Source organism: Streptomyces justiciae (genome assembly GCF_015163075.1).
Taxonomy (GTDB): Bacteria; Actinomycetota; Actinomycetes; order Streptomycetales; family Streptomycetaceae; genus Streptomyces; species Streptomyces justiciae.
This window is the reverse complement of the sequence record NZ_JADDXU010000031.1, coordinates 17,667-38,362: the sequence shown is the minus strand read 5'-3', so window position 1 is coordinate 38,362 and position 20,696 is coordinate 17,667. Positions and strand designations below refer to the sequence as shown.

Annotated in this window: 28 protein-coding genes; 27 read left to right on the top strand and 1 reads right to left on the bottom strand. The window is 67.4% G+C overall.

The annotated features are described in order from the left end of the window. Positions 1-12: 12 nt before the first annotated feature. The 27 genes from rpsS (at position 13) to truA (ending at position 15,965) form a co-directional block, all read left to right on the top strand. Complete coding sequence (gene rpsS / locus IQ210_RS44970) at positions 13-294, top strand: 30S ribosomal protein S19 (protein WP_023547380.1); 282 nt, start codon at positions 13-15, stop codon at positions 292-294. A gap of 44 nt (positions 295-338) precedes the next feature. Then, positions 339-686, top strand: coding sequence for a 50S ribosomal protein L22 (rplV, locus tag IQ210_RS44965; protein WP_003974262.1), 348 nt, complete (start codon positions 339-341; stop codon positions 684-686). Beyond that, a complete protein-coding gene (rpsC, locus tag IQ210_RS44960) occupies positions 686-1,507 on the top strand; it encodes a 30S ribosomal protein S3 (RefSeq protein ID WP_014674374.1) in 822 nt (273 codons plus the stop codon). Before rplV ends, rpsC begins: the two co-directional genes overlap by 1 nt. Positions 1,508-1,512: 5 nt before the next feature. Then, positions 1,513-1,932, top strand: a complete 420-nt coding sequence (gene rplP, locus IQ210_RS44955; RefSeq protein WP_009327094.1) for a 50S ribosomal protein L16 — start codon at positions 1,513-1,515, stop codon at positions 1,930-1,932. Beyond that, on the top strand, positions 1,932-2,156 hold the full coding sequence (rpmC, locus tag IQ210_RS44950; RefSeq protein ID WP_059079052.1) for a 50S ribosomal protein L29: 225 nt from the start codon (positions 1,932-1,934) through the stop codon (positions 2,154-2,156). The genes rplP and rpmC overlap by 1 nt, the downstream gene beginning before the upstream one ends. Continuing rightward, the gene (gene rpsQ, locus IQ210_RS44945; protein WP_126273792.1) at positions 2,156-2,443 is read left to right on the top strand and encodes a 30S ribosomal protein S17; all 288 of its coding nucleotides are present in this window, start codon (positions 2,156-2,158) and stop codon (positions 2,441-2,443) included. Before rpmC ends, rpsQ begins: the two co-directional genes overlap by 1 nt. Positions 2,444-2,550: 107 nt before the next feature. Then, positions 2,551-2,919 (top strand): 50S ribosomal protein L14, encoded by a 369-nt coding sequence (gene rplN / locus IQ210_RS44940; protein WP_003998823.1) that lies wholly within the window; start codon positions 2,551-2,553, stop codon positions 2,917-2,919. Positions 2,920-2,921: 2 nt separating this feature from the next. After that, positions 2,922-3,245: a 50S ribosomal protein L24 gene (gene rplX / locus IQ210_RS44935; RefSeq protein ID WP_053674523.1), complete on the top strand. Its 324-nt coding sequence runs from the start codon at positions 2,922-2,924 to the stop codon at positions 3,243-3,245. Beyond that, entirely contained in the window at positions 3,245-3,802 is a 558-nt protein-coding gene (rplE, locus tag IQ210_RS44930) for a 50S ribosomal protein L5 (RefSeq protein WP_194085044.1), read from the top strand. Before rplX ends, rplE begins: the two co-directional genes overlap by 1 nt. Before the next feature lie 5 nt (positions 3,803-3,807). Then, on the top strand, positions 3,808-3,993 hold the full coding sequence (locus IQ210_RS44925) for a type Z 30S ribosomal protein S14 (protein WP_003956452.1): 186 nt from the start codon (positions 3,808-3,810) through the stop codon (positions 3,991-3,993). A 215-nt stretch (positions 3,994-4,208) separates the two neighbouring features. Further along, positions 4,209-4,607: a 30S ribosomal protein S8 gene (gene rpsH, locus IQ210_RS44920; protein WP_007384075.1), complete on the top strand. Its 399-nt coding sequence runs from the start codon at positions 4,209-4,211 to the stop codon at positions 4,605-4,607. A gap of 24 nt (positions 4,608-4,631) precedes the next feature. Beyond that, complete coding sequence (rplF, locus tag IQ210_RS44915) at positions 4,632-5,171, top strand: 50S ribosomal protein L6 (RefSeq protein ID WP_079308656.1); 540 nt, start codon at positions 4,632-4,634, stop codon at positions 5,169-5,171. Positions 5,172-5,174: 3 nt separating this feature from the next. Next, complete coding sequence (rplR, locus tag IQ210_RS44910) at positions 5,175-5,558, top strand: 50S ribosomal protein L18 (protein ID WP_055632352.1); 384 nt, start codon at positions 5,175-5,177, stop codon at positions 5,556-5,558. A gap of 39 nt (positions 5,559-5,597) precedes the next feature. After that, positions 5,598-6,203, top strand: a complete 606-nt coding sequence (gene rpsE, locus IQ210_RS44905; protein ID WP_009190144.1) for a 30S ribosomal protein S5 — start codon at positions 5,598-5,600, stop codon at positions 6,201-6,203. Positions 6,204-6,205: 2 nt separating this feature from the next. Next, positions 6,206-6,388 (top strand): 50S ribosomal protein L30, encoded by a 183-nt coding sequence (gene rpmD / locus IQ210_RS44900; protein WP_003974250.1) that lies wholly within the window; start codon positions 6,206-6,208, stop codon positions 6,386-6,388. Between the two features lie 2 nt (positions 6,389-6,390). Then, complete coding sequence (gene rplO, locus IQ210_RS44895; RefSeq protein WP_067018996.1) at positions 6,391-6,846, top strand: 50S ribosomal protein L15; 456 nt, start codon at positions 6,391-6,393, stop codon at positions 6,844-6,846. Positions 6,847-7,090: 244 nt separating this feature from the next. After that, complete coding sequence (gene secY, locus IQ210_RS44890; protein WP_194085043.1) at positions 7,091-8,404, top strand: preprotein translocase subunit SecY; 1,314 nt, start codon at positions 7,091-7,093, stop codon at positions 8,402-8,404. Next, positions 8,404-9,066 carry an adenylate kinase gene (locus IQ210_RS44885; RefSeq protein ID WP_097267814.1) on the top strand — a complete coding sequence of 221 codons (663 nt, stop codon included), beginning with the start codon at positions 8,404-8,406 and terminating at the stop codon, positions 9,064-9,066. The genes secY and IQ210_RS44885 overlap by 1 nt, the downstream gene beginning before the upstream one ends. Positions 9,067-9,165: 99 nt before the next feature. Continuing rightward, on the top strand, positions 9,166-10,002 hold the full coding sequence (gene map / locus IQ210_RS44880) for a type I methionyl aminopeptidase (RefSeq protein ID WP_194085042.1): 837 nt from the start codon (positions 9,166-9,168) through the stop codon (positions 10,000-10,002). 286 nt (positions 10,003-10,288) lie between these two features. Next, positions 10,289-10,510: a translation initiation factor IF-1 gene (gene infA / locus IQ210_RS44875; RefSeq protein WP_003948620.1), complete on the top strand. Its 222-nt coding sequence runs from the start codon at positions 10,289-10,291 to the stop codon at positions 10,508-10,510. 60 nt (positions 10,511-10,570) lie between these two features. Continuing rightward, positions 10,571-10,684, top strand: coding sequence for a 50S ribosomal protein L36 (gene rpmJ / locus IQ210_RS44870; RefSeq protein WP_003998809.1), 114 nt, complete (start codon positions 10,571-10,573; stop codon positions 10,682-10,684). A gap of 195 nt (positions 10,685-10,879) precedes the next feature. Next, the gene (gene rpsM, locus IQ210_RS44865; RefSeq protein ID WP_030571236.1) at positions 10,880-11,260 is read left to right on the top strand and encodes a 30S ribosomal protein S13; all 381 of its coding nucleotides are present in this window, start codon (positions 10,880-10,882) and stop codon (positions 11,258-11,260) included. 70 nt (positions 11,261-11,330) lie between these two features. Then, positions 11,331-11,735, top strand: a complete 405-nt coding sequence (rpsK, locus tag IQ210_RS44860) for a 30S ribosomal protein S11 (protein WP_003956432.1) — start codon at positions 11,331-11,333, stop codon at positions 11,733-11,735. A gap of 113 nt (positions 11,736-11,848) precedes the next feature. Then, a complete protein-coding gene (locus IQ210_RS44855; RefSeq protein ID WP_003966937.1) occupies positions 11,849-12,871 on the top strand; it encodes a DNA-directed RNA polymerase subunit alpha in 1,023 nt (340 codons plus the stop codon). A gap of 104 nt (positions 12,872-12,975) precedes the next feature. Then, positions 12,976-13,488 (top strand): 50S ribosomal protein L17, encoded by a 513-nt coding sequence (rplQ, locus tag IQ210_RS44850; protein WP_194085041.1) that lies wholly within the window; start codon positions 12,976-12,978, stop codon positions 13,486-13,488. Between the two features lie 140 nt (positions 13,489-13,628). After that, positions 13,629-15,038, top strand: coding sequence for a hypothetical protein (locus IQ210_RS44845; protein WP_194085040.1), 1,410 nt, complete (start codon positions 13,629-13,631; stop codon positions 15,036-15,038). Between the two features lie 72 nt (positions 15,039-15,110). Continuing rightward, positions 15,111-15,965: a tRNA pseudouridine(38-40) synthase TruA gene (gene truA, locus IQ210_RS44840; protein WP_194085039.1), complete on the top strand. Its 855-nt coding sequence runs from the start codon at positions 15,111-15,113 to the stop codon at positions 15,963-15,965. A gap of 60 nt (positions 15,966-16,025) precedes the next feature. Here the strand turns inward: truA and IQ210_RS44835 are convergent, their stop codons facing one another. Beyond that, positions 16,026-20,435: an Ig-like domain-containing protein gene (locus tag IQ210_RS44835; RefSeq protein ID WP_194085038.1), complete on the bottom strand. Its 4,410-nt coding sequence runs from the start codon at positions 20,433-20,435 to the stop codon at positions 16,026-16,028. Positions 20,436-20,696: the final 261 nt, after the last annotated feature.

Below are 20,696 nucleotides of genomic sequence, written 5' to 3'. Positions count from 1 at the left end.
GAGCGGGTTTAGATGCCGCGCAGTCTCAAGAAGGGGCCCTTCGTCGACGACCACCTGATCAAGAAGGTGGACGCCCAGAACGAAGCCGGCACCAAGAACGTCATCAAGACCTGGTCCCGTCGCTCCATGATCGTGCCGGCCATGCTCGGCCACACGCTCGCGGTGCACAACGGCAAGACCCACATCCCGGTGTTCGTCACCGAGTCGATGGTCGGCCACAAGCTCGGCGAGTTCTCGCCGACGCGCACCTTCCGGGGTCACGTCAAGGAAGACCGGAAGTCGAAGCGCCGCTAGTAGCGGATCGCATTCAGACACGTAAGTAACTGAGAGGGACAACCATGGAAGCCAGGGCCCAGGCGCGGTACATCCGCGTCACGCCCATGAAGGCCCGCCGCGTGGTGGACCTGATCCGTGGCATGGATGCCACGGAGGCTCAGGCTGTTCTGCGATTCGCTCCGCAGGCAGCCTCAGTGCCGGTCGGCAAGGTGCTCGACAGCGCCATCGCCAACGCCGCGCACAACTACGACCACACCGACGCCGACAGCCTCTTCATCTCCGAGGCGTACGTCGACGAGGGTCCGACCCTGAAGCGGTTCCGTCCGCGCGCCCAGGGCCGTGCCTACCGGATCCGCAAGCGGACCAGCCACATCACCGTGGTCGTCAGCAGCAAGGAAGGAACCCGGTAATGGGCCAGAAGGTTAACCCGCATGGGTTCCGGCTCGGTGTCACCACGGACTTCAAGTCCCGGTGGTACGCCGACAAGCTGTACAAGGACTACGTCAAGGAAGACGTCGCCATCCGTCGGATGATGACGTCCGGCATGGAGCGCGCCGGCATCTCGAAGGTGGAGATCGAGCGCACCCGTGACCGCGTGCGGGTGGACATCCACACCGCTCGTCCGGGCATCGTCATCGGCCGCCGTGGCGCCGAGGCCGACCGCATCCGCGGTGACCTCGAGAAGCTCACGGGCAAGCAGGTCCAGCTGAACATCCTCGAGGTCAAGAACCCCGAGACCGACGCTCAGCTGGTTGCCCAGGCCGTTGCCGAGCAGCTCTCCTCCCGCGTCTCCTTCCGCCGCGCCATGCGTAAGAGCATGCAGTCGGCGATGAAGGCCGGCGCCAAGGGCATCAAGATCCAGTGCGGTGGCCGCCTCGGTGGCGCCGAGATGTCCCGCTCGGAGTTCTACCGCGAGGGCCGTGTGCCCCTGCACACGCTCCGCGCGAACGTGGACTACGGCTTCTTCGAGGCCAAGACGACCTTCGGCCGCATCGGTGTGAAGGTCTGGATCTACAAGGGCGACGTCAAGAACATCGCCGAGGTCCGCGCCGAGAACGCTGCGGCCCGTGCGGGTAACCGCCCGGCCCGTGGTGGTGCCGACCGCCCGGCCCGTGGTGGCCGTGGTGGCGAGCGGCGCGGTCGCAAGCCGCAGCAGGCTGCCGGCGCCGAGGCCCCCAAGGCCGAGGCTCCCGCCGCCGCTCCGGCTGAGAGCACCGGAACGGAGGCCTGACCGACATGCTGATCCCCCGTAGGGTCAAGCACCGCAAGCAGCACCACCCGAAGCGCTCCGGCGCTGCCAAGGGCGGCACGCAGGTTGCGTTCGGCGAGTACGGCATCCAGGCGCTCACCCCGGCGTATGTGACGAACCGCCAGATCGAGGCCGCTCGTATCGCCATGACGCGTCACATCAAGCGTGGTGGCAAGGTCTGGATCAACATCTACCCGGACCGTCCCCTCACCAAGAAGCCTGCCGAGACCCGCATGGGTTCCGGTAAGGGTTCGCCGGAGTGGTGGATCGCCAACGTCAAGCCCGGACGCGTGATGTTCGAGCTGTCGTACCCCAACGAGAAGATCGCCCGTGAGGCGCTGACCCGTGCGGCCCACAAGCTGCCGATGAAGTGCCGGATCGTCAAGCGCGAGGCAGGTGAAGCGTGATGTCGGCCGGTACCAAGGCGTCCGAGCTGCGCGAGCTGGGCAACGAGGAGCTGCTGAACAAGCTCCGCGAGGCCAAGGAAGAGCTGTTCAACCTCCGCTTCCAGGCGGCGACGGGCCAGCTCGAGAACCATGGCCGTCTGAAGGCGGTCCGCAAGGACATCGCGCGGATCTACACCCTGATGCGCGAGCGTGAGCTGGGCATCGAAACGGTGGAGAACGCCTGATGAGCGAGAACAACGTGACTGAGAACACCACTGAGGCCCGTGGCTTCCGCAAGACCCGTGAGGGTCTCGTCGTCAGCGACAAGATGGACAAGACCGTCGTCGTCGCCGTCGAGGACCGCGTGAAGCACGCGCTGTACGGCAAGGTCATCCGCCGTACGAACAAGCTCAAGGCGCACGACGAGCAGAACGCCGCGGGTGTCGGCGACCGTGTCCTCCTCGCGGAGACCCGGCCGCTGTCCGCGACGAAGCGCTGGCGCGTCGTCGAGATCCTCGAGAAGGCCAAGTAATTTCCTGCGGGGCACCCCCCGCAGGTCAGTTCCGCCAGGCTCGGCAGGGGCTCCCCTCGTAAGAGAAGGGCCCCTGCCGGGAACCGGCAGACAAACAGGAGATAGACGTGATCCAGCAGGAGTCGCGACTGCGCGTCGCCGACAACACTGGTGCGAAGGAAATCCTTTGCATCCGTGTGCTCGGTGGCTCCGGTCGCCGCTACGCGGGCATCGGTGACGTCATCGTCGCCACCGTCAAGGACGCGATCCCCGGTGGCAACGTGAAGAAGGGTGACGTCGTCAAGGCGGTCATCGTTCGCACCGTCAAGGAGCGCCGCCGTCCGGACGGCTCGTACATCCGCTTCGACGAGAACGCCGCCGTCATTCTGAAGAACGACGGCGACCCTCGCGGCACCCGCATCTTCGGCCCGGTCGGCCGTGAGCTGCGCGAGAAGAAGTTCATGAAGATCATCTCGCTCGCGCCGGAGGTGCTGTAAGCATGAAGATCAAGAAGGGCGACCTGGTCCAGGTCATCACCGGTAAGGACAAGGGCAAGCAGGGCAAGGTCATTGCCGCTTACCCGCGCGACGAGCGCGTCCTGGTCGAGGGTGTCAACCGGGTCAAGAAGCACACCAAGGCCGGCCCGACCGCTCGCGGTTCCCAGGCCGGCGGCATCGTCACGACCGAGGCGCCGATCCACGTCTCCAACGTCCAGCTGGTCGTTGAGAAGGACGGCAACAAGGTCGTCACGCGTGTCGGTTACCGCTTCGACGACGAGGGCAACAAGATCCGCGTTGCCAAGCGGACGGGTGAGGACATCTGATGGCTACCACCACGACTCCGCGTCTCAAGACGAAGTACCGCGAGGAGATCGCGGGCAAGCTGCGTGACGAGTTCAAGTACGAGAACGTCATGCAGGTCCCCGGCCTCGTCAAGATCGTGGTCAACATGGGTGTGGGCGACGCCGCCCGCGACTCCAAGCTGATCGAGGGCGCCATCCGCGACCTCACCACGATCACCGGTCAGAAGCCGGCCGTCACCAAGGCCCGCAAGTCCATCGCGCAGTTCAAGCTGCGTGAGGGCCAGCCGATCGGTGCCCACGTCACGCTCCGTGGCGACCGCATGTGGGAGTTCCTGGACCGCACCCTGTCGCTCGCGCTGCCGCGCATCCGCGACTTCCGTGGTCTGTCCCCCAAGCAGTTCGACGGCCGTGGCAACTACACCTTCGGTCTCACCGAGCAGGTCATGTTCCACGAGATCGACCAGGACAAGATCGACCGTACCCGGGGCATGGACATCACCGTGGTCACCACGGCGACCAACGACGACGAGGGCCGCGCCCTCCTTCGTCACCTCGGCTTCCCGTTCAAGGAGGCGTGAGCGAGATGGCGAAGAAGGCTCTGATTGCCAAGGCTGCTCGCAAGCCCAAGTTCGGTGTGCGTGCGTACACCCGCTGCCAGCGCTGCGGCCGCCCGCACTCCGTGTACCGCAAGTTCGGCCTGTGCCGCGTGTGCCTTCGTGAGATGGCTCACCGTGGCGAGCTGCCGGGCGTGACCAAGAGCTCCTGGTAATCCCCGCTTTTTAGGGATTCCCGAAGCTCTCGGTAAGCAATGGGCGTGTCAGACGCCCTCCTCTCCATGGCTTAGGCTGGGAGGGTTGGGCGTCTGACGACTGCCCGTACGACTTACTACGCCGTAGGTCCACCGCGCCGCACCCGTCCCGTCTCGGATCGGGGAGAGGGATGGCGCATCAGGAAACCCCGGCGAGAGAGGCCGAAGGCCAATTCATGACCATGACTGATCCGATCGCAGACATGCTTACGCGTCTGCGGAACGCGAACTCGGCATACCACGACTCCGTGACGATGCCCGCTTCCAAGATCAAGTCTCACATCGCGGAGATCCTCCAGCAGGAGGGCTTCATCACGGGCTGGAAGGTCGAGGACGCCGAGGTCGGCAAGAACCTCGTCCTGGAGCTGAAGTTCGGCCCCAACCGTGAGCGCTCCATCGCGGGCATCAAGCGGATCTCCAAGCCCGGTCTCCGGGTGTACGCGAAGTCCACCAACCTGCCCAAGGTCCTCGGTGGCCTCGGCGTGGCGATCATCTCCACGTCGCACGGTCTCCTGACCGACAAGCAGGCCGGCAAGAAGGGCGTGGGTGGGGAAGTCCTCGCCTACGTCTGGTAGCGGAAGGGAACGGAGGAAACAGCTATGTCGCGTATTGGCAAGCTCCCCATCACGGTTCCCGCCGGCGTGGACGTCACCATCGACGGCCGTACGGTCTCGGTCAAGGGCCCCAAGGGCTCGCTGACCCACACCGTTGCCGCGCCGATCGACATCGCCAAGGGTGAGGACGGCGTTCTCAACGTCACCCGCCCCAACGACGAGCGTCAGAACAAGGCCCTCCACGGCCTGTCCCGCACGCTGGTGGCGAACATGATCACCGGCGTGACCGAGGGTTACGTGAAGAAGCTCGAGATCAGCGGTGTCGGTTACCGCGTGACGGCCAAGGGTTCGAACCTCGAGTTCGCTCTCGGCTACAGCCACCCGATCACCGTCGAGGCGCCCGAGGGCATCACCTTCAAGGTGGAGACCCCGACCCGCTTCCAGGTCGAGGGCATCGACAAGCAGAAGGTCGGCGAGGTTGCGGCCAACATCCGCAAGCTGCGCAAGCCCGACCCGTACAAGGCCAAGGGCGTCAAGTACGAGGGCGAAGTCATCCGCCGCAAGGTCGGAAAGGCGGGTAAGTAAGCCATGGCATACGGACAGAAGATCCTGAAGGGCGACGCCTACAAGCGCGCCGCGATCAAGCGCCGTCACATCCGGATCCGCAAGCGGATCTCCGGTACGGCGGAGCGTCCCCGCCTGGTCGTTACCCGCTCGAACCGCCACATCGTGGCCCAGGTGATCGACGACATCAAGGGGCACACCCTGGCGTCGGCGTCCACCCTGGACACGTCGGTCCGCGGTGGCGAGGGCGACAAGTCCGCGCAGGCCAAGCAGGTCGGCGCCCTGGTCGCCGAGCGTGCCAAGGCCGCCGGTGTCGAGGCCGTCGTGTTCGACCGTGGTGGCAACCAGTACGCCGGGCGCATCGCCGCCCTGGCGGACGCCGCCCGCGAAGCCGGCTTGAAGTTCTGAGCCGTTCGTAGCTAGCGGAAAAAGAGAGAGGTAATTCCAATGGCTGGACCCCAGCGCCGCGGTGGCGGTGCCGGTGGCGGCGAGCGGCGGGACCGGAAGGGCCGTGACGGCGGCGCAGCTGCCGCCGAGAAGACCGCTTACGTTGAGCGCGTTGTCGCGATCAACCGTGTCGCCAAGGTTGTGAAGGGTGGTCGTCGCTTCAGCTTCACCGCGCTGGTCGTGGTGGGCGACGGTGACGGCACCGTGGGTGTCGGTTACGGCAAGGCTAAGGAGGTGCCGGCCGCCATCGCCAAGGGCGTTGAGGAGGCCAAGAAGCACTTCTTCAAGGTCCCCCGTATCCAGGGCACCATCCCGCACCCCATCCAGGGTGAGAAGGCTGCCGGCGTCGTGCTGCTCAAGCCCGCGTCCCCGGGTACCGGTGTTATCGCCGGTGGTCCGGTGCGTGCCGTGCTCGAGTGCGCCGGTATTCACGACGTGCTGTCGAAGTCGCTCGGCTCCGACAACGCGATCAACATCGTGCACGCGACCGTGGAGGCCCTGAAGGGTCTGCAGCGTCCCGAGGAGATCGCGGCCCGCCGTGGTCTGCCGCTCGAGGACGTCGCCCCCGCGGCTCTGCTCCGTGCGCGTGCCGGGGCGGGTGCGTAATCATGGCTCAGCTCAAGATTACGCAGGTCAAGTCCTACATCGGCAGCAAGCAGAACCACCGTGACACCCTGCGTTCCCTTGGTCTCAAGGGCATCAACACGCAGGTCGTCAAGGAGGACCGCCCCGAGTTCCGCGGCATGGTGCACACCGTCCGCCACCTCGTGACGGTCGAGGAGGTCGACTGATCATGGCGGAGAACAACCCGCTCAAGATCCACAACCTCCGTCCCGCCCCGGGCGCCAAGACCGCCAAGACCCGTGTGGGTCGTGGTGAGGCGTCGAAGGGTAAGACGGCCGGTCGTGGTACCAAGGGTACGAAGGCCCGTTACCAGGTTCCGGAGCGCTTCGAGGGTGGGCAGATGCCCCTCCACATGCGTCTTCCGAAGCTGAAGGGCTTCAAGAACCCGTTCAAGACCGAGTACCAGGTCGTGAACCTCGACAAGCTGGCCGCGCTCTACCCCGAGGGTGGCGAGGTCACGGTCGAGGGTCTGGTGGCCAAGGGTGCCGTTCGCAAGAACAGCCTCGTCAAGGTCCTCGGCCAGGGTGAGATCTCCGTGGCGCTGCAGGTGACGGTCGACGCCGTCTCCGGCTCCGCCAAGGAGAAGATCACCGCCGCCGGCGGCACCGTCACCGAGCTCGTCTGAACACCTCAGGCGTCTCGATGACTTGAGCGATCCCGACCGGGGATACCCCACAAAAGGGGTATCCCCGGTTGGTCGTTCCTAGGGTGGCAGTCTCGCCGGTAAGGTGGCCTGCACTGCCAACTTTCACAGGGTGCTTCACCTGAGGCACCCTGAGCGGCAGTTGACCGTTATGCATTCGTCTGTATCCGTCGAACCTCAAGACCGTCACCCTTGACGCAGTAGCGCGGGGGTCGCAGGAGGCACCGTGCTCACCGCGTTCGCCCGGGCGTTCAAGACGCCCGACCTGCGCAAGAAGCTGCTCTTCACGCTGGGCATCATCGTGGTGTACCGGGTCGGTACCCACATCCCCATCCCGGGCGTCGACTACAAGTCCGTCCAGCAGTGCGTCGACGAGGCGTCCGCGAACCAGGGCCTCTTCGGTCTGGTCAACATGTTCAGCGGTGGCGCACTGCTGCAGATCACGATCTTCGCGCTGGGGATCATGCCGTACATCACGGCGAGCATCATCCTCCAGCTGCTGACCGTCGTGATCCCGCGTCTGGAAGCCCTCAAGAAGGAGGGCCAGGCCGGTACGGCGAAGATCACGCAGTACACGCGTTACCTGACCGTCGCGCTCGCCATCCTGCAGGGCACCGGCCTCGTCGCCACCGCCCGCAGCGGCGCGCTCTTCTCCGGCTGCTCGGCCGCGTCGACGATCGTCCCGGACCGCTCGATCTTCACCACCGTCGTCATGGTCATCACCATGACCGCCGGTACGGCCGTCGTCATGTGGCTCGGTGAGCTCATCACCGACCGCGGCATCGGCAACGGCATGTCGATCCTGATGTTCATCTCGATCGCCGCGACCTTCCCGTCCGCCCTGTGGGCCATCAAGAAGTCCGGCACCCTGGCCGACGGCTGGATCGAGTTCGGCACCGTCATCGCGGTCGGCCTGGTCATGGTCGGCCTGGTGGTCTTCGTCGAGCAGGCCCAGCGCCGCATCCCCGTGCAGTACGCGAAGCGGATGATCGGCCGCCGCGCCTACGGCGGCACGTCGACGTACATCCCGCTGAAGGTGAACCAGGCGGGTGTGATTCCCGTCATCTTCGCGTCGTCGCTGCTCTACATCCCGGCCCTGATCGCGCAGTTCTCGAGTGGTACGTCGAGCTGGAAGACGTGGATCGAGACCAACCTGACCAAGGGCGACCACCCGATCTACATCACGATGTACTTCTTGCTCATCGTGTTCTTCGCCTTCTTCTACGTGGCTATCTCGTTCAACCCCGAGGAAGTCGCCGACAACATGAAGAAGTATGGTGGCTTCATCCCGGGCATCCGGGCTGGCCGACCGACCGCTGAGTACCTGTCGTACGTGCTCAACCGGATCACCTGGCCGGGTTCGCTGTACTTGGGCCTGATTGCTCTCGTCCCGACGATGGCGTTGGTTGGTTTCGGGGCAAACCAGAACTTCCCCTTCGGCGGTACCAGCATCCTGATCATCGTGGGTGTCGGTCTCGAGACGGTGAAGCAGATCGAGAGCCAGCTCCAGCAGCGCAATTACGAAGGGTTCCTCCGCTGATGCGAATCGTCCTCGTCGGGCCGCCTGGCGCCGGAAAGGGAACGCAGGCCACGCGCCTCGCCGAGAAACTGCGTGTCCCGCACATCTCCACGGGCGACCTGTTCCGCGCCAACATCAGCCAGCAGACGGAGCTCGGCAAACTCGCGAAGTCCTACATGGACGCCGGCAACCTCGTCCCCGACGAGGTGACCATCGCGATGGCCAAGGACCGTATGGAGCAGGCGGACGCCGTCAACGGCTTCCTCCTGGACGGCTTCCCGCGGAACGTCTCGCAGGCCGAGGCGCTGGACGAGCTGCTGAACACCGAGGGCATCAAGCTGGACGCCGTGCTCGACCTGGAGGCCCCGGAGGAGGAGGTCGTCAAGCGGATCGCCGGCCGGCGCATCTGCCGCAACGACTCCGCGCACGTCTTCCACGTCTCGTACAAGAAGCCCGCCAAGGAAGGCGTCTGCGACGTCTGCGGCGGCGAGCTGTACCAGCGTGACGACGACTCCGAGGCCACCGTCCGGACGCGGCTGGAGGTCTACCACACGCAGACCGAGCCGATCATCGACTACTACAAGGCCCAGGGCCTGGTGGTGACGATCGAGGCCATGGGCCCGGTGGACGAGGTCACCACTCGTGCGCTGGCCGCACTGAAGCGTGAGGGCGACGACCAGTAGTCGTCGTCCTGGTACGGCCGTGGAGTCCCGAGGGACTGCACGGCCGTACTGTTGTGTAGGTAACCCGAACCCGTCGAGTCACGGAGAGCGCAGGACCCCATGGTGCAGATCAAGAGCCCCGAGCAGATCGCCAAGATGCGTCAGGCGGGGCTGGTCGTCGCCGCGATCCATGCCGCCACGCGTGAGGCCGCGGTGCCGGGGGCGTCCACGAAGGACCTCGACGAGGTCGCCCGCAAGGTGATCGCCGAGCACGGCGCGAAGTCGAACTTCCTCGGGTACGGCGGTTTCCCCGCGACGATCTGCACCTCCGTCAACGAGGTCGTGGTCCACGGCATCCCCTCCGACGAGGTCGTCCTCAAGGACGGCGACATCATCTCCATCGACGCCGGCGCGATCGTCGACGGCTGGCACGGGGACGCGGCCTTCACCGCCTTCGTCGGCTCGGGTCACGCTCCGGAGCTGATCGAGCTCTCCCGGGTGACGGAGGAGTCGATGTGGGCCGGTATCGCCGCCATGAAGCAGGGCAACCGGCTGATCGATGTCTCCAAGGCCATCGAGACGTACATCCGCCGCCAGCCGAAGCCGGGCGGCGGCAAGTACGGGATCATCGAGGACTACGGCGGCCACGGCATCGGCACCGAGATGCACATGGACCCGCACCTGCTGAACTACGTCGACCGGCGCCGGGGCAAGGGCCCGAAGCTGGTCCCCGGGTTCTGCCTCGCGATCGAGCCGATGGTGTCGCTGGGCACTCCGCGCACCGAGGTCCTCTCGGACGACTGGACGGTCATCACGACGGACGGCACGTGGTCGTCTCACTGGGAGCACTCGGTGGCGCTGACGGAGGCGGGGCCGCTGGTGCTTACGGCTCCCGACGGGGGCAAGGCGAAGCTGGCGGAGTATGGCGTGGTTGCTGCTCCGGATCCGCTGGCCTGAGCGCGTTCCGGGGAGGGCGGTCCGGTCGGCGGGCGGCTGCGGGTTCGTCGTGGTCGCTCGCGCCCACGCGGCGGAGCCGCATATCGATACAGCCCCGCGCCCCTACCGGCGTCTGTGTACCCGGCGTGCTTAATGATCTCCGCCGCCGGGCATTCTTCCTCGATTCGTCTTTCCGGGTGCGCTGACGTAGACTGACTCGTCGGCTCTCGTGCACCCGCATGTCCGCATGCACCCGTAAGGGAAAAGTGCGGGAGTCGATCAAGGTAGTCGATTCGAAGGGCGAAGCGTGGCCAAGAAGCAAGGTGCCATCGAGATCGAGGGCACTGTCGTCGAGTCTCTTCCGAACGCCATGTTCAAGGTCGAGCTCCAGAACGGCCACCAGGTCCTGGCACACATCAGCGGCAAGATGCGTATGCACTACATCCGCATCCTCCCTGACGACCGGGTCGTGGTGGAGCTGTCTCCGTACGACCTGACGCGTGGCCGGATCGTCTACCGCTACAAGTAGATCTTGCCCGCATCCCGTCCTCGGACGGGGTGGTGGCACTGACCCGGAGAACCTCACCCAATGAAGGTCAAGCCGAGCGTCAAGAAGATCTGCGACAAGTGCAGGGTGATCCGCCGTCACGGTCGGGTCATGGTCATCTGCGAGAACCCGCGCCACAAGCAGCGCCAGGGCTGACGCACGACCAATCCCTCTGCATCGACATCGCAGAGATTCGCGCGACGCGAGCTGAATTGTTCATACGCAGGACCCAGGCGGACGATCGTCCGTCTGACACCCTCGGTTCGGAGGCCGAGGACCCAGTTCGTACCTGGTACGGCGGCTGGGAGCCGGTTCTGCGGAAGACCTCCGAAGATCACCAGGAGCCATTGAATGGCACGCGTTTCCGGTGTTGACATCCCGCGCGACAAGCGCGTGGAGGTCGCCCTCACCTACGTGTTCGGCATCGGCCGGACCCTCTCCCAGCAGACGCTGGCCGAGACCGGTATCGACCCGAACACCCGCGTTCGCGACCTCTCCGAGGAGCAGCTCGTCGCGATTCGTGAGTACGTCGACAACAACATCAAGACCGAGGGTGACCTCCGTCGCGAGATCCAGGCCGACATCCGCCGCAAGGTCGAGATCGGCTGCTACCAGGGTCTCCGTCACCGTCGTGGTCTGCCCGTCCGCGGTCAGCGTACGAGCACGAACGCCCGCACCCGCAAGGGCCCGCGTCGCGCCATCGCCGGCAAGAAGAAGCCGGGCAAGAAGTAGTCCTCAGCGGACAACGCTTCATCAGCGGTCTTCGCTGTAGGACCGACCACCTCCCCGTAGGAGTTTGTAGATGCCCCCCAAGGGTCGTCAGGGCGCTGCCAAGAAGGTGCGCCGCAAGGAAAAGAAGAACGTCGCTCACGGCCACGCGCACATCAAGAGCACGTTCAACAACACGATCGTCTCGATCACGGACCCGTCCGGCAACGTGATCTCCTGGGCCTCCGCCGGCCACGTCGGCTTCAAGGGCTCGCGCAAGTCCACCCCCTTCGCCGCGCAGATGGCCGCCGAGTCGGCCGCCCGCCGCGCGCAGGAGCACGGCATGCGCAAGGTCGACGTCTTCGTGAAGGGCCCGGGCTCCGGTCGCGAGACCGCGATCCGCTCCCTCCAGGCCACCGGTCTCGAGGTCGGCTCGATCCAGGACGTCACGCCCACCCCGCACAACGGCTGCCGTCCGCCGAAGCGTCGTCGCGTCTGACCTCGCTTCGCAGGGCTTCTCGGGCGGTACGGCTCTTCTGAGTCGTATCGCCCGTACCCTTGTCACATATCAGGGCGTCAAATAGCGGGCGCCCCTGACAGAAGGAACGCAACATGCTGATCGCTCAGCGTCCCTCGTTGACCGAAGAGGTCGTCGACGAGTTCCGCTCCCGGTTCGTGATCGAGCCGCTGGAGCCGGGCTTCGGCTACACCCTCGGCAACTCCCTGCGCCGCACCCTCCTGTCGTCGATCCCCGGCGCTGCTGTCACCAGCATCCGCATCGACGGTGTCCTGCACGAGTTCACCACCGTGCCGGGCGTCAAGGAGGACGTCACCGACCTGATCCTCAACATCAAGCAGCTGGTCGTCTCCTCGGAGCACGACGAGCCGGTCGTGATGTACCTGCGCAAGCAGGGCCCGGGTCTGGTCACCGCCGCCGACATCGCGCCCCCGGCCGGTGTCGAGGTGCACAACCCCGACCTGGTCCTCGCCACGCTCAACGGCAAGGGCAAGCTGGAGATGGAGCTGACGGTCGAGCGTGGCCGCGGTTACGTCTCCGCCGTGCAGAACAAGCAGGTGGGCCAGGAGATCGGCCGTATCCCGGTCGACTCCATCTACTCGCCGGTGCTGAAGGTCACGTACAAGGTCGAGGCCACGCGTGTCGAGCAGCGCACCGACTTCGACAAGCTGATCGTCGACGTCGAGACCAAGCAGGCCATGCGGCCGCGTGACGCCATGGCGTCCGCCGGTAAGACGCTGGTCGAGCTGTTCGGTCTCGCCCGCGAGCTGAACATCGACGCCGAGGGCATCGACATGGGCCCGTCCCCCACGGACGCCGCCCTGGCCGCCGACCTCGCGCTGCCGATCGAGGAGCTGGAGCTCACGGTCCGCTCGTACAACTGCCTCAAGCGTGAGGGCATCCACTCCGTGGGTGAGCTCGTCGCCCGCTCCGAGGCCGACCTCCTGGACATCCGCAACTTCGGTGCGAAGTCCATCGACGAGGTCAAGGCGAAGCTGGCCGGCATGGGCCTGGCCCTCAAGGACAGCCCGCCCGGATTCGACCCGACCGCCGCCGCCGACGCCTTCGGCGCCGACGACGACGCGGACGCGGGTTTTGTGGAGACCGAGCAGTACTGAGTCAGTACTGATCAGTGCTTGATCGGTCGTTGCCGGTGAGCATCCGCTCATCGGGTTCCTGACCCCGGTACCTGATACGGCCGGGGCAGACCAAGGAGAAAGAAATGCCGAAGCCCACCAAGGGTGCCCGTCTGGGCGGCAGCGCCGCGCACGAGAAGCTGCTCCTCGCGAACCTCGCGAAGTCGCTGTTCGAGCACGGCCGCATCACCACCACCGAGGCGAAGGCCCGCCGTCTGCGGCCGTACGCCGAGCGTCTGGTGACCAAGGCGAAGAAGGGCGACCTTCACAACCGCCGCCAGGTGCTCCAGGTCATCACGGACAAGAGCGTCGTCCACACGCTCTTCACCGAGATCGGCCCGCGGTACGAGAACCGTCCGGGTGGCTACACCCGTATCACCAAGATCGGTAACCGCCGGGGCGACAACGCGCCCATGGCTGTCATCGAGCTGGTCGAGGCGCTGACGGTCGCGCAGCAGGCGACGGGTGAGGCCGAGGCCGCCACCAAGCGCGCCGCGAAGGACGCCGAGGCTGCTCCGGCCGCCGAGGAGACCAAGGTCGACGTGACCAAGGCCGACGAGGCTGAGGACGCCGCCACCGAGGAGTCCAAGGACGCCTGACGCTCCCGCGTCGTGACGGGCCCGCCCCTTCGGGGGCGGGCCCGTTCGCCGTTTTCCGGGGCAACCTCACAGCGGGTTCACAGGTCATGCAAGTGCGCCGCTGATCCTGCGGCGCTCGACGGCTGAACCCCGGGGGTCCCATGATTTCTCTCGCCGCAGTGCGGCGCAGCATGTCCGCGTTCGCGCTGGCCGCGCTGGTCGGTACGGCGCTGGCCGGTCCCGCTCAGGCCGAGGACGGCCCGCTGCCGGTCACCGTCACCGGGCCGGACAGCGTGAACCTGTCGCTGCACCCGGACCCCGACGGGTCCGACGAGCCGCAGATCCAGCTGGGGTTGCAGGCGCCCGGCGAAGCCGTGCCCGACGACAACGGCGTCATCTGGCCGATCCACAACGGCGCGTACACGGTCACGGTGGACGCGAGCTCCCTGGCGGGCGTGGCCGCGGTGGACTTCTCCCGGCTGGGCGGGTCTCAGGGGTGCACCGTGGAGGGCCTGGTCGCCACCTGCACCGGCTACGAGATCTACGCCGGGAGCGACTACAACGACCTCGGCGGCATCCGGCTGGACGTGACCGACGAGAGCGCCGCGGGCGACCTCGGCACCATCCAGATCACCGCCGCGGGCGAGGGGCTGGCCTTCACGGGGCACACGGTGGACGTGCTGGTCGGCGGGCCGGAACTCCAGATGAAGCAGCTCACCGAGCCCGCGGGCTTCCAGGCCGGCGACACCTTCCAGGCGCCGCTGGGCTTCCGCAACGTGGGCGGGCTGGGCGGACAGGGGGTCGTGCTGCGGGTCTCCGGCAGCCGGGGCCTGTCCTTCCCCAGCAGCTTCGGCAACTGCTGGTACGACCCGCGGGAGGCCGACGACCTGCTCGGGCGCTCCACGGCGCTGTGCATCTTTGACAGCGAGTTCGCGGGAGAGGCGGCGTACGGGCTGAGCGCGCCCTTCCCCGTCGCGACGGCCGACTTCGCGCTGTACGACAACCTGTCGTACTCCTTCAGCGCGGTGCCCGCCGAGCAGGCGCGCGAGCTGCTGGCCGAGGGTGACTACCAGGCGGGCCAGGGCCCGGCGCTGGACCTGGTCCCGCTGCCCGACGCGGACCCGGCCGGGTACGCGCGGTGGGCCGAGACGGACTTCCCGACGACGAACACCTTCGACCTCGATCTGACCGGTGAGCGGCTGCGGGCCCACAAGGGCGAGACGGTGTCGGTGGACGTCGGCTTCGCCAACCACGGTCCCGCCTGGCTGGCGCTGCTCCGGTCCGGCGGCGAGCCGATCTCGTTCTGGGTCGACCTGCCCCCGGGCACCACGGCCACCACGGTCCCCGAGGACTGCCGGCCGGGCTGGGAGGGCTCCGAGGGTGACTACTTCTGCTTCATCGGCACGCCGATCCTGGAGGACGCCTCCCGCACCTTCACTTTCGGCCTGCGCGTCGACGAGGTGATCAAGAACGCCACCGGGCGGGCGTTCTTCGCGTACACGATGCCGAACGAGGGGAACCCCGCGAACGACTCCGGGGAGATCGTGCTGAATCCGACGCGCCGGGGCTGATCGGCCTCCGCTGCGTCACGACGGGTCCGCCGCTCGGGCGGACCCGTCGCGCGTTCCTGAGAGGATTCAGGCGTGAGTGACGAAGTAAAGCCAGGTGATGTCCGTGTCCGCCTCGACCTGTCCTACGACGGGACCGAGTTCTCCGGCTGGGCCAAGCAGGCCGGCGGGCGGCGGACCGTGCAGGGGGAGATCGAGGATGCCCTGCGGACGGTGACGCGGTCGGGCGGGACGACGTACGAGCTGACGGTCGCCGGGCGGACCGATGCCGGGGTCCATGCCCGGGGCCAGGTGGCTCATGTGGACCTGCCGGAGTCCGTCTGGCGCGAGCATCACGAGAAGCTGCTGAAGCGGCTTGCCGGGCGGTTGCCGAAGGACGTGCGGGTGTGGGCGCTGCGGGAGGCGCCGAGCGGGTTCAACGCGCGGTTCTCTGCGGTGTGGCGGCGGTACGCGTACCGGGTGACCGACAATCCGGGCGGTGTCGATCCGCTGCTGCGCAACCATGTGCTGTGGCACGACTGGCCGCTCGACGTCGACGCGATGAACGAGGCGGCCGAACGGCTGCTGGGGGAGCACGACTTCGCCGCGTACTGCAAGAAGCGGGAGGGGGCGACGACGATCCGTACGCTCCAGGAGCTTCGGCTGGAGCGGGGCGCGGACGGGATCATCACGGCGACGGTGCGGGCGGATGCCTTCTGTCACAACATGGTGCGGTCGCTGATCGGGGCGCTGCTGTTCGTGGGGGACGGGCATCGGGGCGCCGAGTGGCCGGGGAAGGTGTTGGCGGCGGGGGTGCGGGACTCGGCTGTGCATGTGGTGCGGCCGCATGGGCTGACGTTGGAGGAGGTGGGGTATCCGGCGGATGAGTTGCTGGCCGCGCGGAACAAGGAGGCGCGGAATCGGCGGACGCTGCCGGGGGGCTGTTGCTGAGCCCCGCCCCCGGGCCGGTGGCCGGGGGCGGGGCTCGTCACAGCTGGGGCGAGGTCGGGCTCACTGCTTGACGGTGAAGTACTGCCAGGCGCCCCAGGTGCTGAGGTTGGTCGTGTCCGAGCTGCTGTGGACGTACTGAGCGGCGACGCGGTACTTGCGGCCGACGGAGCTGCTGCTCAGAGACATCTTCTGGCGGCCGGTGCTGCTGGAACTGAGCGCGGCGCACGAGCTGGTGCTCTGGGTGTGCCAGGCGCCGCTGTAGTAGCGCTGTACGCGGAACTTCACGCACTGGCCGTGCTTGTTGGGTGCGACGGTGACGTCGAGCTGCTCCTTGGCGGTGTGGTGGTACACCCGGTAGAGAGTGCTGCCGTAGTACGTGCTCGTGTAGTAGCCGGAGAGTTTCTCCGTGACACGCACGTAGGTCTGCACGCTCTTGGCGACGGTCTTCGGGGCGTACCGGTAGTCGCCGGCGAACACCGCGCTGAACGTGGTGTTGCGGGTGAGCTTGTAGGACGCCGTCAGATTGCCGTGGGAATCCACCGTGCCCGACTTCACCAGGACCGACGTGCCGCCGTACGGCTTGGCGTAGATCGAGACCGTGCGCTTGTTGTAGGTCGTGCCCAGGTGGGCGGTGATCTTCCCGTACTGGGCGTACTTGTACGTCGAGTGGTCGGCGGTGATGGTCAGGGTCGTCGCGGCCCGGGACACCTGGACGGTGGCGGTGGAGGTGGCGGACTTGTGCGAGACGTCGCCGGCGTAGGACACCTTGTAGGTGTTGGCGCCGCCGATCTGCGGAGTGTCCTTGAAGGTGAAGGTGCCGTTCGCGGCGACCTTGGCGTCGGCGAGCGCCACCCCGGACGTGTGCCCGAGGTCGGTCTTCGTCACCTTGACGACCTGGCCGGTGGTGAAGGGTGAGCCGGAGAGCGTGCCGGTCACGGTGAGCTCCTTGGCGCGGGTGGCGGTGCCCGGGGCCGACAGGGCGACCGTGCCGGGCAGCTTGGTCGCCTGGACCAGGCTCGTGGCGGTCGCCGTCTCGTGGGTGGCGTCGCCGGCGTAGCTCGCGGCGTAGGTGTAGGTGCCTTCCGCGGGCGGGGTGTCGGTGAACTTGAAGGAGCCGTCCGCCGCCGTCGACACCTCGGTCAGCGCCGTTCCGTTCCGGGTGACGCTCACCGTCTGGCCCGCGGCGAGCACCTCGGTCGAGGCCATGGTGCCGCTGACGGTCAGTGATCGGCCAGGCACAGCGGTGCCGGGGGCGGTGAGGCCGAGCGACACCGAGGCCTTGGCGGCCGGCGCCGGTCCCTGGCTGACGACCAGGCCGCTCACCGTCTGGGCGTCGGCGCTGTCGGCCGTGCCTCCGGAGAGGGCGAGGAGGGCGCTGGAGGGCAGCGTCGTCGGTGTCGCGTCCAGTACCTGCGTCCCGTCGAGCCAGACGTACACATGGCCGGCCTCCACCAGGACGTCCACCTGGTGGGTGCCCTGGCGCAGAGCCGTGCCGAGTTTGACCGTCGTCTGGTAGTCGATCGTCGAGGAGTCGGCCGAACTGGTGCCGATCCCCACGAAGTTCATCGCCTGGAGCGTGTCGTTCCAGCCGGTGTCGAAGGCGATCACCGTGCCGGGCCGGCCCGCGATGCCGAGGCCGGTGCCGGCCGCGCCCACTGCCGAGGCGGAGTTCTTGGCGGGGTCGAGGAGGGAGAGCGTCATGCCCGTTCCTCCGTTGCCGGGACCGAACTGCGTGGTGAAGGTGGCCCGCAGTCCGTCGGTGCGGAGCGGCTCGGTGTACACCGCCGTGCCCGCTTTCTGGCTGGTGGCCGGGGTCAGCTGGACGCTGCCGTCGTCGGCGGCGACCGCCGAGCCGTTGGTCTGCCACTTCCCGTCCTTGACCGAGGTGGTCGTGGCGGTTCCCGTGCCGGTGCCCTTGATCGTCACGTACATGGCGCCCTGGGCGGCGCCGTTGTCGTCCTCCCCGGTGCCGGTGACCTCGTAGAAGGCGCTCAGGTCCGAGGCCGAGCGCGGAGTGAACGTCACGCTCTGCACGGCGGTCTGCTCGGGGCCGATGACCAGGCCCTCGGACAGCTGCACCGCGCTGTTGAAATCACCTGTCGGCGCCTTGGCCTTGGTCACCTTCACCGGGATGTTGCCGGTGTTGGTGATGCTGAACGAGAGCGACTTCGAACTGCCGACCGGAACCGTCCCGAAGTCCAGCGAGCCAGTGGAGAACTCCAGGTGCCCCTGGCCCGTGACGGGCGTCCCGTTGACCGGCACGCTCAGGGTGTGCGTCGCGCCGCCGCCGCTGCTGCTGACCACGAGGGCGTCGCTGTCCTGCTCGCCGCCGACCGGTGCGTAGGTGACCGAGAGGACGAACGAGCCGCCGGCCGGTACGACCGTGCCCGCATCCGGCAGGCCCGAGGTGGTGAACGCGCCGCTGGGCGAGTCGACCGAGTCGATCGTCTCCGCCTCGGTGCCGGTGTTGGTGATCTGCAGGTTCCGCGTCGAGGTGCTGCCGGTGGGCACCTCCCCGAAGTCCATCGCGGCGGGGGCTGCTCCGAGGCCGGGTCTGGTGCCGACGCCGTGCAGGGCGAAGACCAGTTTCTGGCCGTCCGACAGGTTCGCGGTCAGCGTGCCGTTGATGCCGCCGGTGGTTGTGGGCGTGAAGGTGATCGGGACGTCGAGAGTGGCGTCCGTCGCCAGTGCCGTGGGCTGCTCGGCCGTGGGCACGGCGGACGGGTCGACCGCGAACGCGCCGGAGGCCTTGAGCCCGGTGACGGAGACGTCCTGGGTGGCGGTCAGCTTCATGTCGGCGGACTTCGTGCCGCCGACGCCGACCTGGCCGAAGTCGAGGGAGGACGCGGTCAGAGCGGTCCTGGCCGGGCTGCCGAAGCCGTAGAGCACACCGTCGCGGGTGCCGACGTACACCTTGCCCCGGTCCGCGGTCGGGGTGACGAACTTCGCCGCCGTGCCGATCGGCGCGGACCACAGGAGCTGGAGCAGGCCGTCGCCGTCGGGGGTGGGGCTGTAGGCGCGCAGGGTGCCGTCCGCCCCGGACGCGCTGGTCGCGGAGACCATCCACACCAGGGCGCTGGACTCGTCCGTGCCGTCGGAGGTGACCAGGGGGGAGCCGCTGGTGTATCCGAAAGTGTCCTGGCTCTGGCCGGTCAGGGTGAGCGCGGGGGTGCCGCCGCTGCGTACGCCGTACTTGAGGGCGCGCAGGGGGCCCTGGTTGCCGACGATGTAGACGTAGCCGCCGTCGCCGCCCCAGAACGCGGGGTGTCCCCACATGCCCTGGTAGGGGCCGGACACGCTCACCGCGGCGTCGCCGCCCTGGGCGCCCTGGCCCATGCCGCCGAGGTTGTCGCGGTCGAGCAGGAACACCCGGCCGTCCTTGCCCTGCTGGACCAGCAGATGGGGGTGTTCGGCGGTGCCGAAGCCGTCCGGCAGCGCCATCGGGGCGCCCGAGGAGATGTCCTGGTCGGTGAGGTCCAGGGTGGAGGCGTCGCTCGGGCTGAAGAAGTCGGCCGTGCTGAGGCTGTTGTCCGCGCCCACCTGGAGGCGTACGACGGACTCGGCGAGCGTTCCCTGGACGGTGGTGCCCGGTCCGGGGGCCGGGCTGATGCCGTTGCCGGTGCTGAAGAAGATCCGGCCGTCGCCGTCGGAGACCAGGCCGCCGCCCGACTGCCAGATGCCGGCGCCGCCGGTGCTGGCGCCGGTCACCGTGGCCCACATCGAGGTGATGCTGTGCTCGGTGGTGCTCACGCCGACGACATAGCCGCGGTACGGCCAGGCGTCGCAGTGGGCGCCGAAGCCCGCGTAGACGACGCCGTCCATGAGGAGCAGGCCGGGGCGCTGCTGCTCGTAGTAGGCGTCGAAGCTGACGGTCGGGTCGTTGACGGGGCTGCCCTCGATCGTGACCGGCCAGCCCGTGCGTTCGGCTCCGGAGGCCGGATCCACCGCGTGCATCAGCCAGGTCGGGTGGCGGTGCGTGGAGGTGCCGTCGTCGACCTTGGTGGTGAAGTAGAGGGACTCGGTGGCGGGGTCGTAGACGGGGGTCGCGGTCGCCCCGATCTGGGGCGTCAGGTCACCGCAGCCGATCGCGGAGGCCGGCCAGGACGCCCCGTAGTTCTTGCTCCACTCGATCGCGCCGGTGGTGCGGTCGAGGCTGTACATGGTGTTGTTCTCGGTGACCGCGATGACCTCGTCGCCGACGACCAGCGGCTGGGCGTAGATCTGCCCGTCCAGTTGGGTGGCGAAGAGCCGTCCGAAGGCGGACGACTGGACCACGGCCGGGGAGAGCCCGTTCGCGTCCTGCGTCCAGTTGGTGCGCAGGTTGTCGACGCCCTGCGTGGTCTGGTCGGCCTGAGCCGAGGATGTCACCAGACTGATCGTCGTGCCGATCAGTGCCGCGGCGGCCACGGCCACGGTGCCGACCAGCCATCTGCGCCGCCGGTTGCGGTGGCGGCCACCGCGGGCGGGCATGGAAAACCCGGGCAAATCGGGACCTCCCCTAGTGTTCGCGCCCGGAGTTGTCACAGGTGCGACTAAAACGTGAAGACTGAGTGGTTGTTCATACCATCAGTTGACCTTTTCGTGCACGACTCCCGCACTGATCGGAATGCGCGTGGACGCCGCCCCGTCCTCATGGACACATCACCCAAGAGGTGATGGACGGGGGGATTCCGCATCACGTGACGAAACCCTCACGTAACACAGGTATATGAGCACATCGTCAGGCACTCG

What these genes read in the sequence shown, in the direction of transcription:
- map (WP_194085042.1), top strand. Translation starts at nt 9,166, where the DNA reads ATGGTGCAGATCAAGAGCCCCGAGCAGATCGCCAAGATGCGTCAGGCG.
- rplV (WP_003974262.1), top strand. Translation starts at nt 339, where the DNA reads ATGGAAGCCAGGGCCCAGGCGCGGTACATCCGCGTCACGCCCATGAAG.
- IQ210_RS44855 (WP_003966937.1), top strand. Translation starts at nt 11,849, where the DNA reads ATGCTGATCGCTCAGCGTCCCTCGTTGACCGAAGAGGTCGTCGACGAG.
- IQ210_RS44885 (WP_097267814.1), top strand. Translation starts at nt 8,404, where the DNA reads ATGCGAATCGTCCTCGTCGGGCCGCCTGGCGCCGGAAAGGGAACGCAG.
- rplR (WP_055632352.1), top strand. Translation starts at nt 5,175, where the DNA reads ATGGCATACGGACAGAAGATCCTGAAGGGCGACGCCTACAAGCGCGCC.
- rplE (WP_194085044.1), top strand. Translation starts at nt 3,245, where the DNA reads ATGGCTACCACCACGACTCCGCGTCTCAAGACGAAGTACCGCGAGGAG.
- rpsM (WP_030571236.1), top strand. Translation starts at nt 10,880, where the DNA reads ATGGCACGCGTTTCCGGTGTTGACATCCCGCGCGACAAGCGCGTGGAG.
- rpsC (WP_014674374.1), top strand. Translation starts at nt 686, where the DNA reads ATGGGCCAGAAGGTTAACCCGCATGGGTTCCGGCTCGGTGTCACCACG.
- rplX (WP_053674523.1), top strand. Translation starts at nt 2,922, where the DNA reads ATGAAGATCAAGAAGGGCGACCTGGTCCAGGTCATCACCGGTAAGGAC.
- rpsQ (WP_126273792.1), top strand. Translation starts at nt 2,156, where the DNA reads ATGAGCGAGAACAACGTGACTGAGAACACCACTGAGGCCCGTGGCTTC.
- rpsK (WP_003956432.1), top strand. Translation starts at nt 11,331, where the DNA reads ATGCCCCCCAAGGGTCGTCAGGGCGCTGCCAAGAAGGTGCGCCGCAAG.
- rplF (WP_079308656.1), top strand. Translation starts at nt 4,632, where the DNA reads ATGTCGCGTATTGGCAAGCTCCCCATCACGGTTCCCGCCGGCGTGGAC.
- IQ210_RS44845 (WP_194085040.1), top strand. Translation starts at nt 13,629, where the DNA reads ATGATTTCTCTCGCCGCAGTGCGGCGCAGCATGTCCGCGTTCGCGCTG.
- rpmC (WP_059079052.1), top strand. Translation starts at nt 1,932, where the DNA reads ATGTCGGCCGGTACCAAGGCGTCCGAGCTGCGCGAGCTGGGCAACGAG.
- rpsS (WP_023547380.1), top strand. Translation starts at nt 13, where the DNA reads ATGCCGCGCAGTCTCAAGAAGGGGCCCTTCGTCGACGACCACCTGATC.
- rpsH (WP_007384075.1), top strand. Translation starts at nt 4,209, where the DNA reads ATGACCATGACTGATCCGATCGCAGACATGCTTACGCGTCTGCGGAAC.
- IQ210_RS44925 (WP_003956452.1), top strand. Translation starts at nt 3,808, where the DNA reads ATGGCGAAGAAGGCTCTGATTGCCAAGGCTGCTCGCAAGCCCAAGTTC.
- rplO (WP_067018996.1), top strand. Translation starts at nt 6,391, where the DNA reads ATGGCGGAGAACAACCCGCTCAAGATCCACAACCTCCGTCCCGCCCCG.
- rplQ (WP_194085041.1), top strand. Translation starts at nt 12,976, where the DNA reads ATGCCGAAGCCCACCAAGGGTGCCCGTCTGGGCGGCAGCGCCGCGCAC.
- rpmJ (WP_003998809.1), top strand. Translation starts at nt 10,571, where the DNA reads ATGAAGGTCAAGCCGAGCGTCAAGAAGATCTGCGACAAGTGCAGGGTG.
- IQ210_RS44835 (WP_194085038.1), bottom strand. Translation starts at nt 20,435, where the DNA reads ATGCCCGCCCGCGGTGGCCGCCACCGCAACCGGCGGCGCAGATGGCTG.
- rpsE (WP_009190144.1), top strand. Translation starts at nt 5,598, where the DNA reads ATGGCTGGACCCCAGCGCCGCGGTGGCGGTGCCGGTGGCGGCGAGCGG.
- rplP (WP_009327094.1), top strand. Translation starts at nt 1,513, where the DNA reads ATGCTGATCCCCCGTAGGGTCAAGCACCGCAAGCAGCACCACCCGAAG.
- rpmD (WP_003974250.1), top strand. Translation starts at nt 6,206, where the DNA reads ATGGCTCAGCTCAAGATTACGCAGGTCAAGTCCTACATCGGCAGCAAG.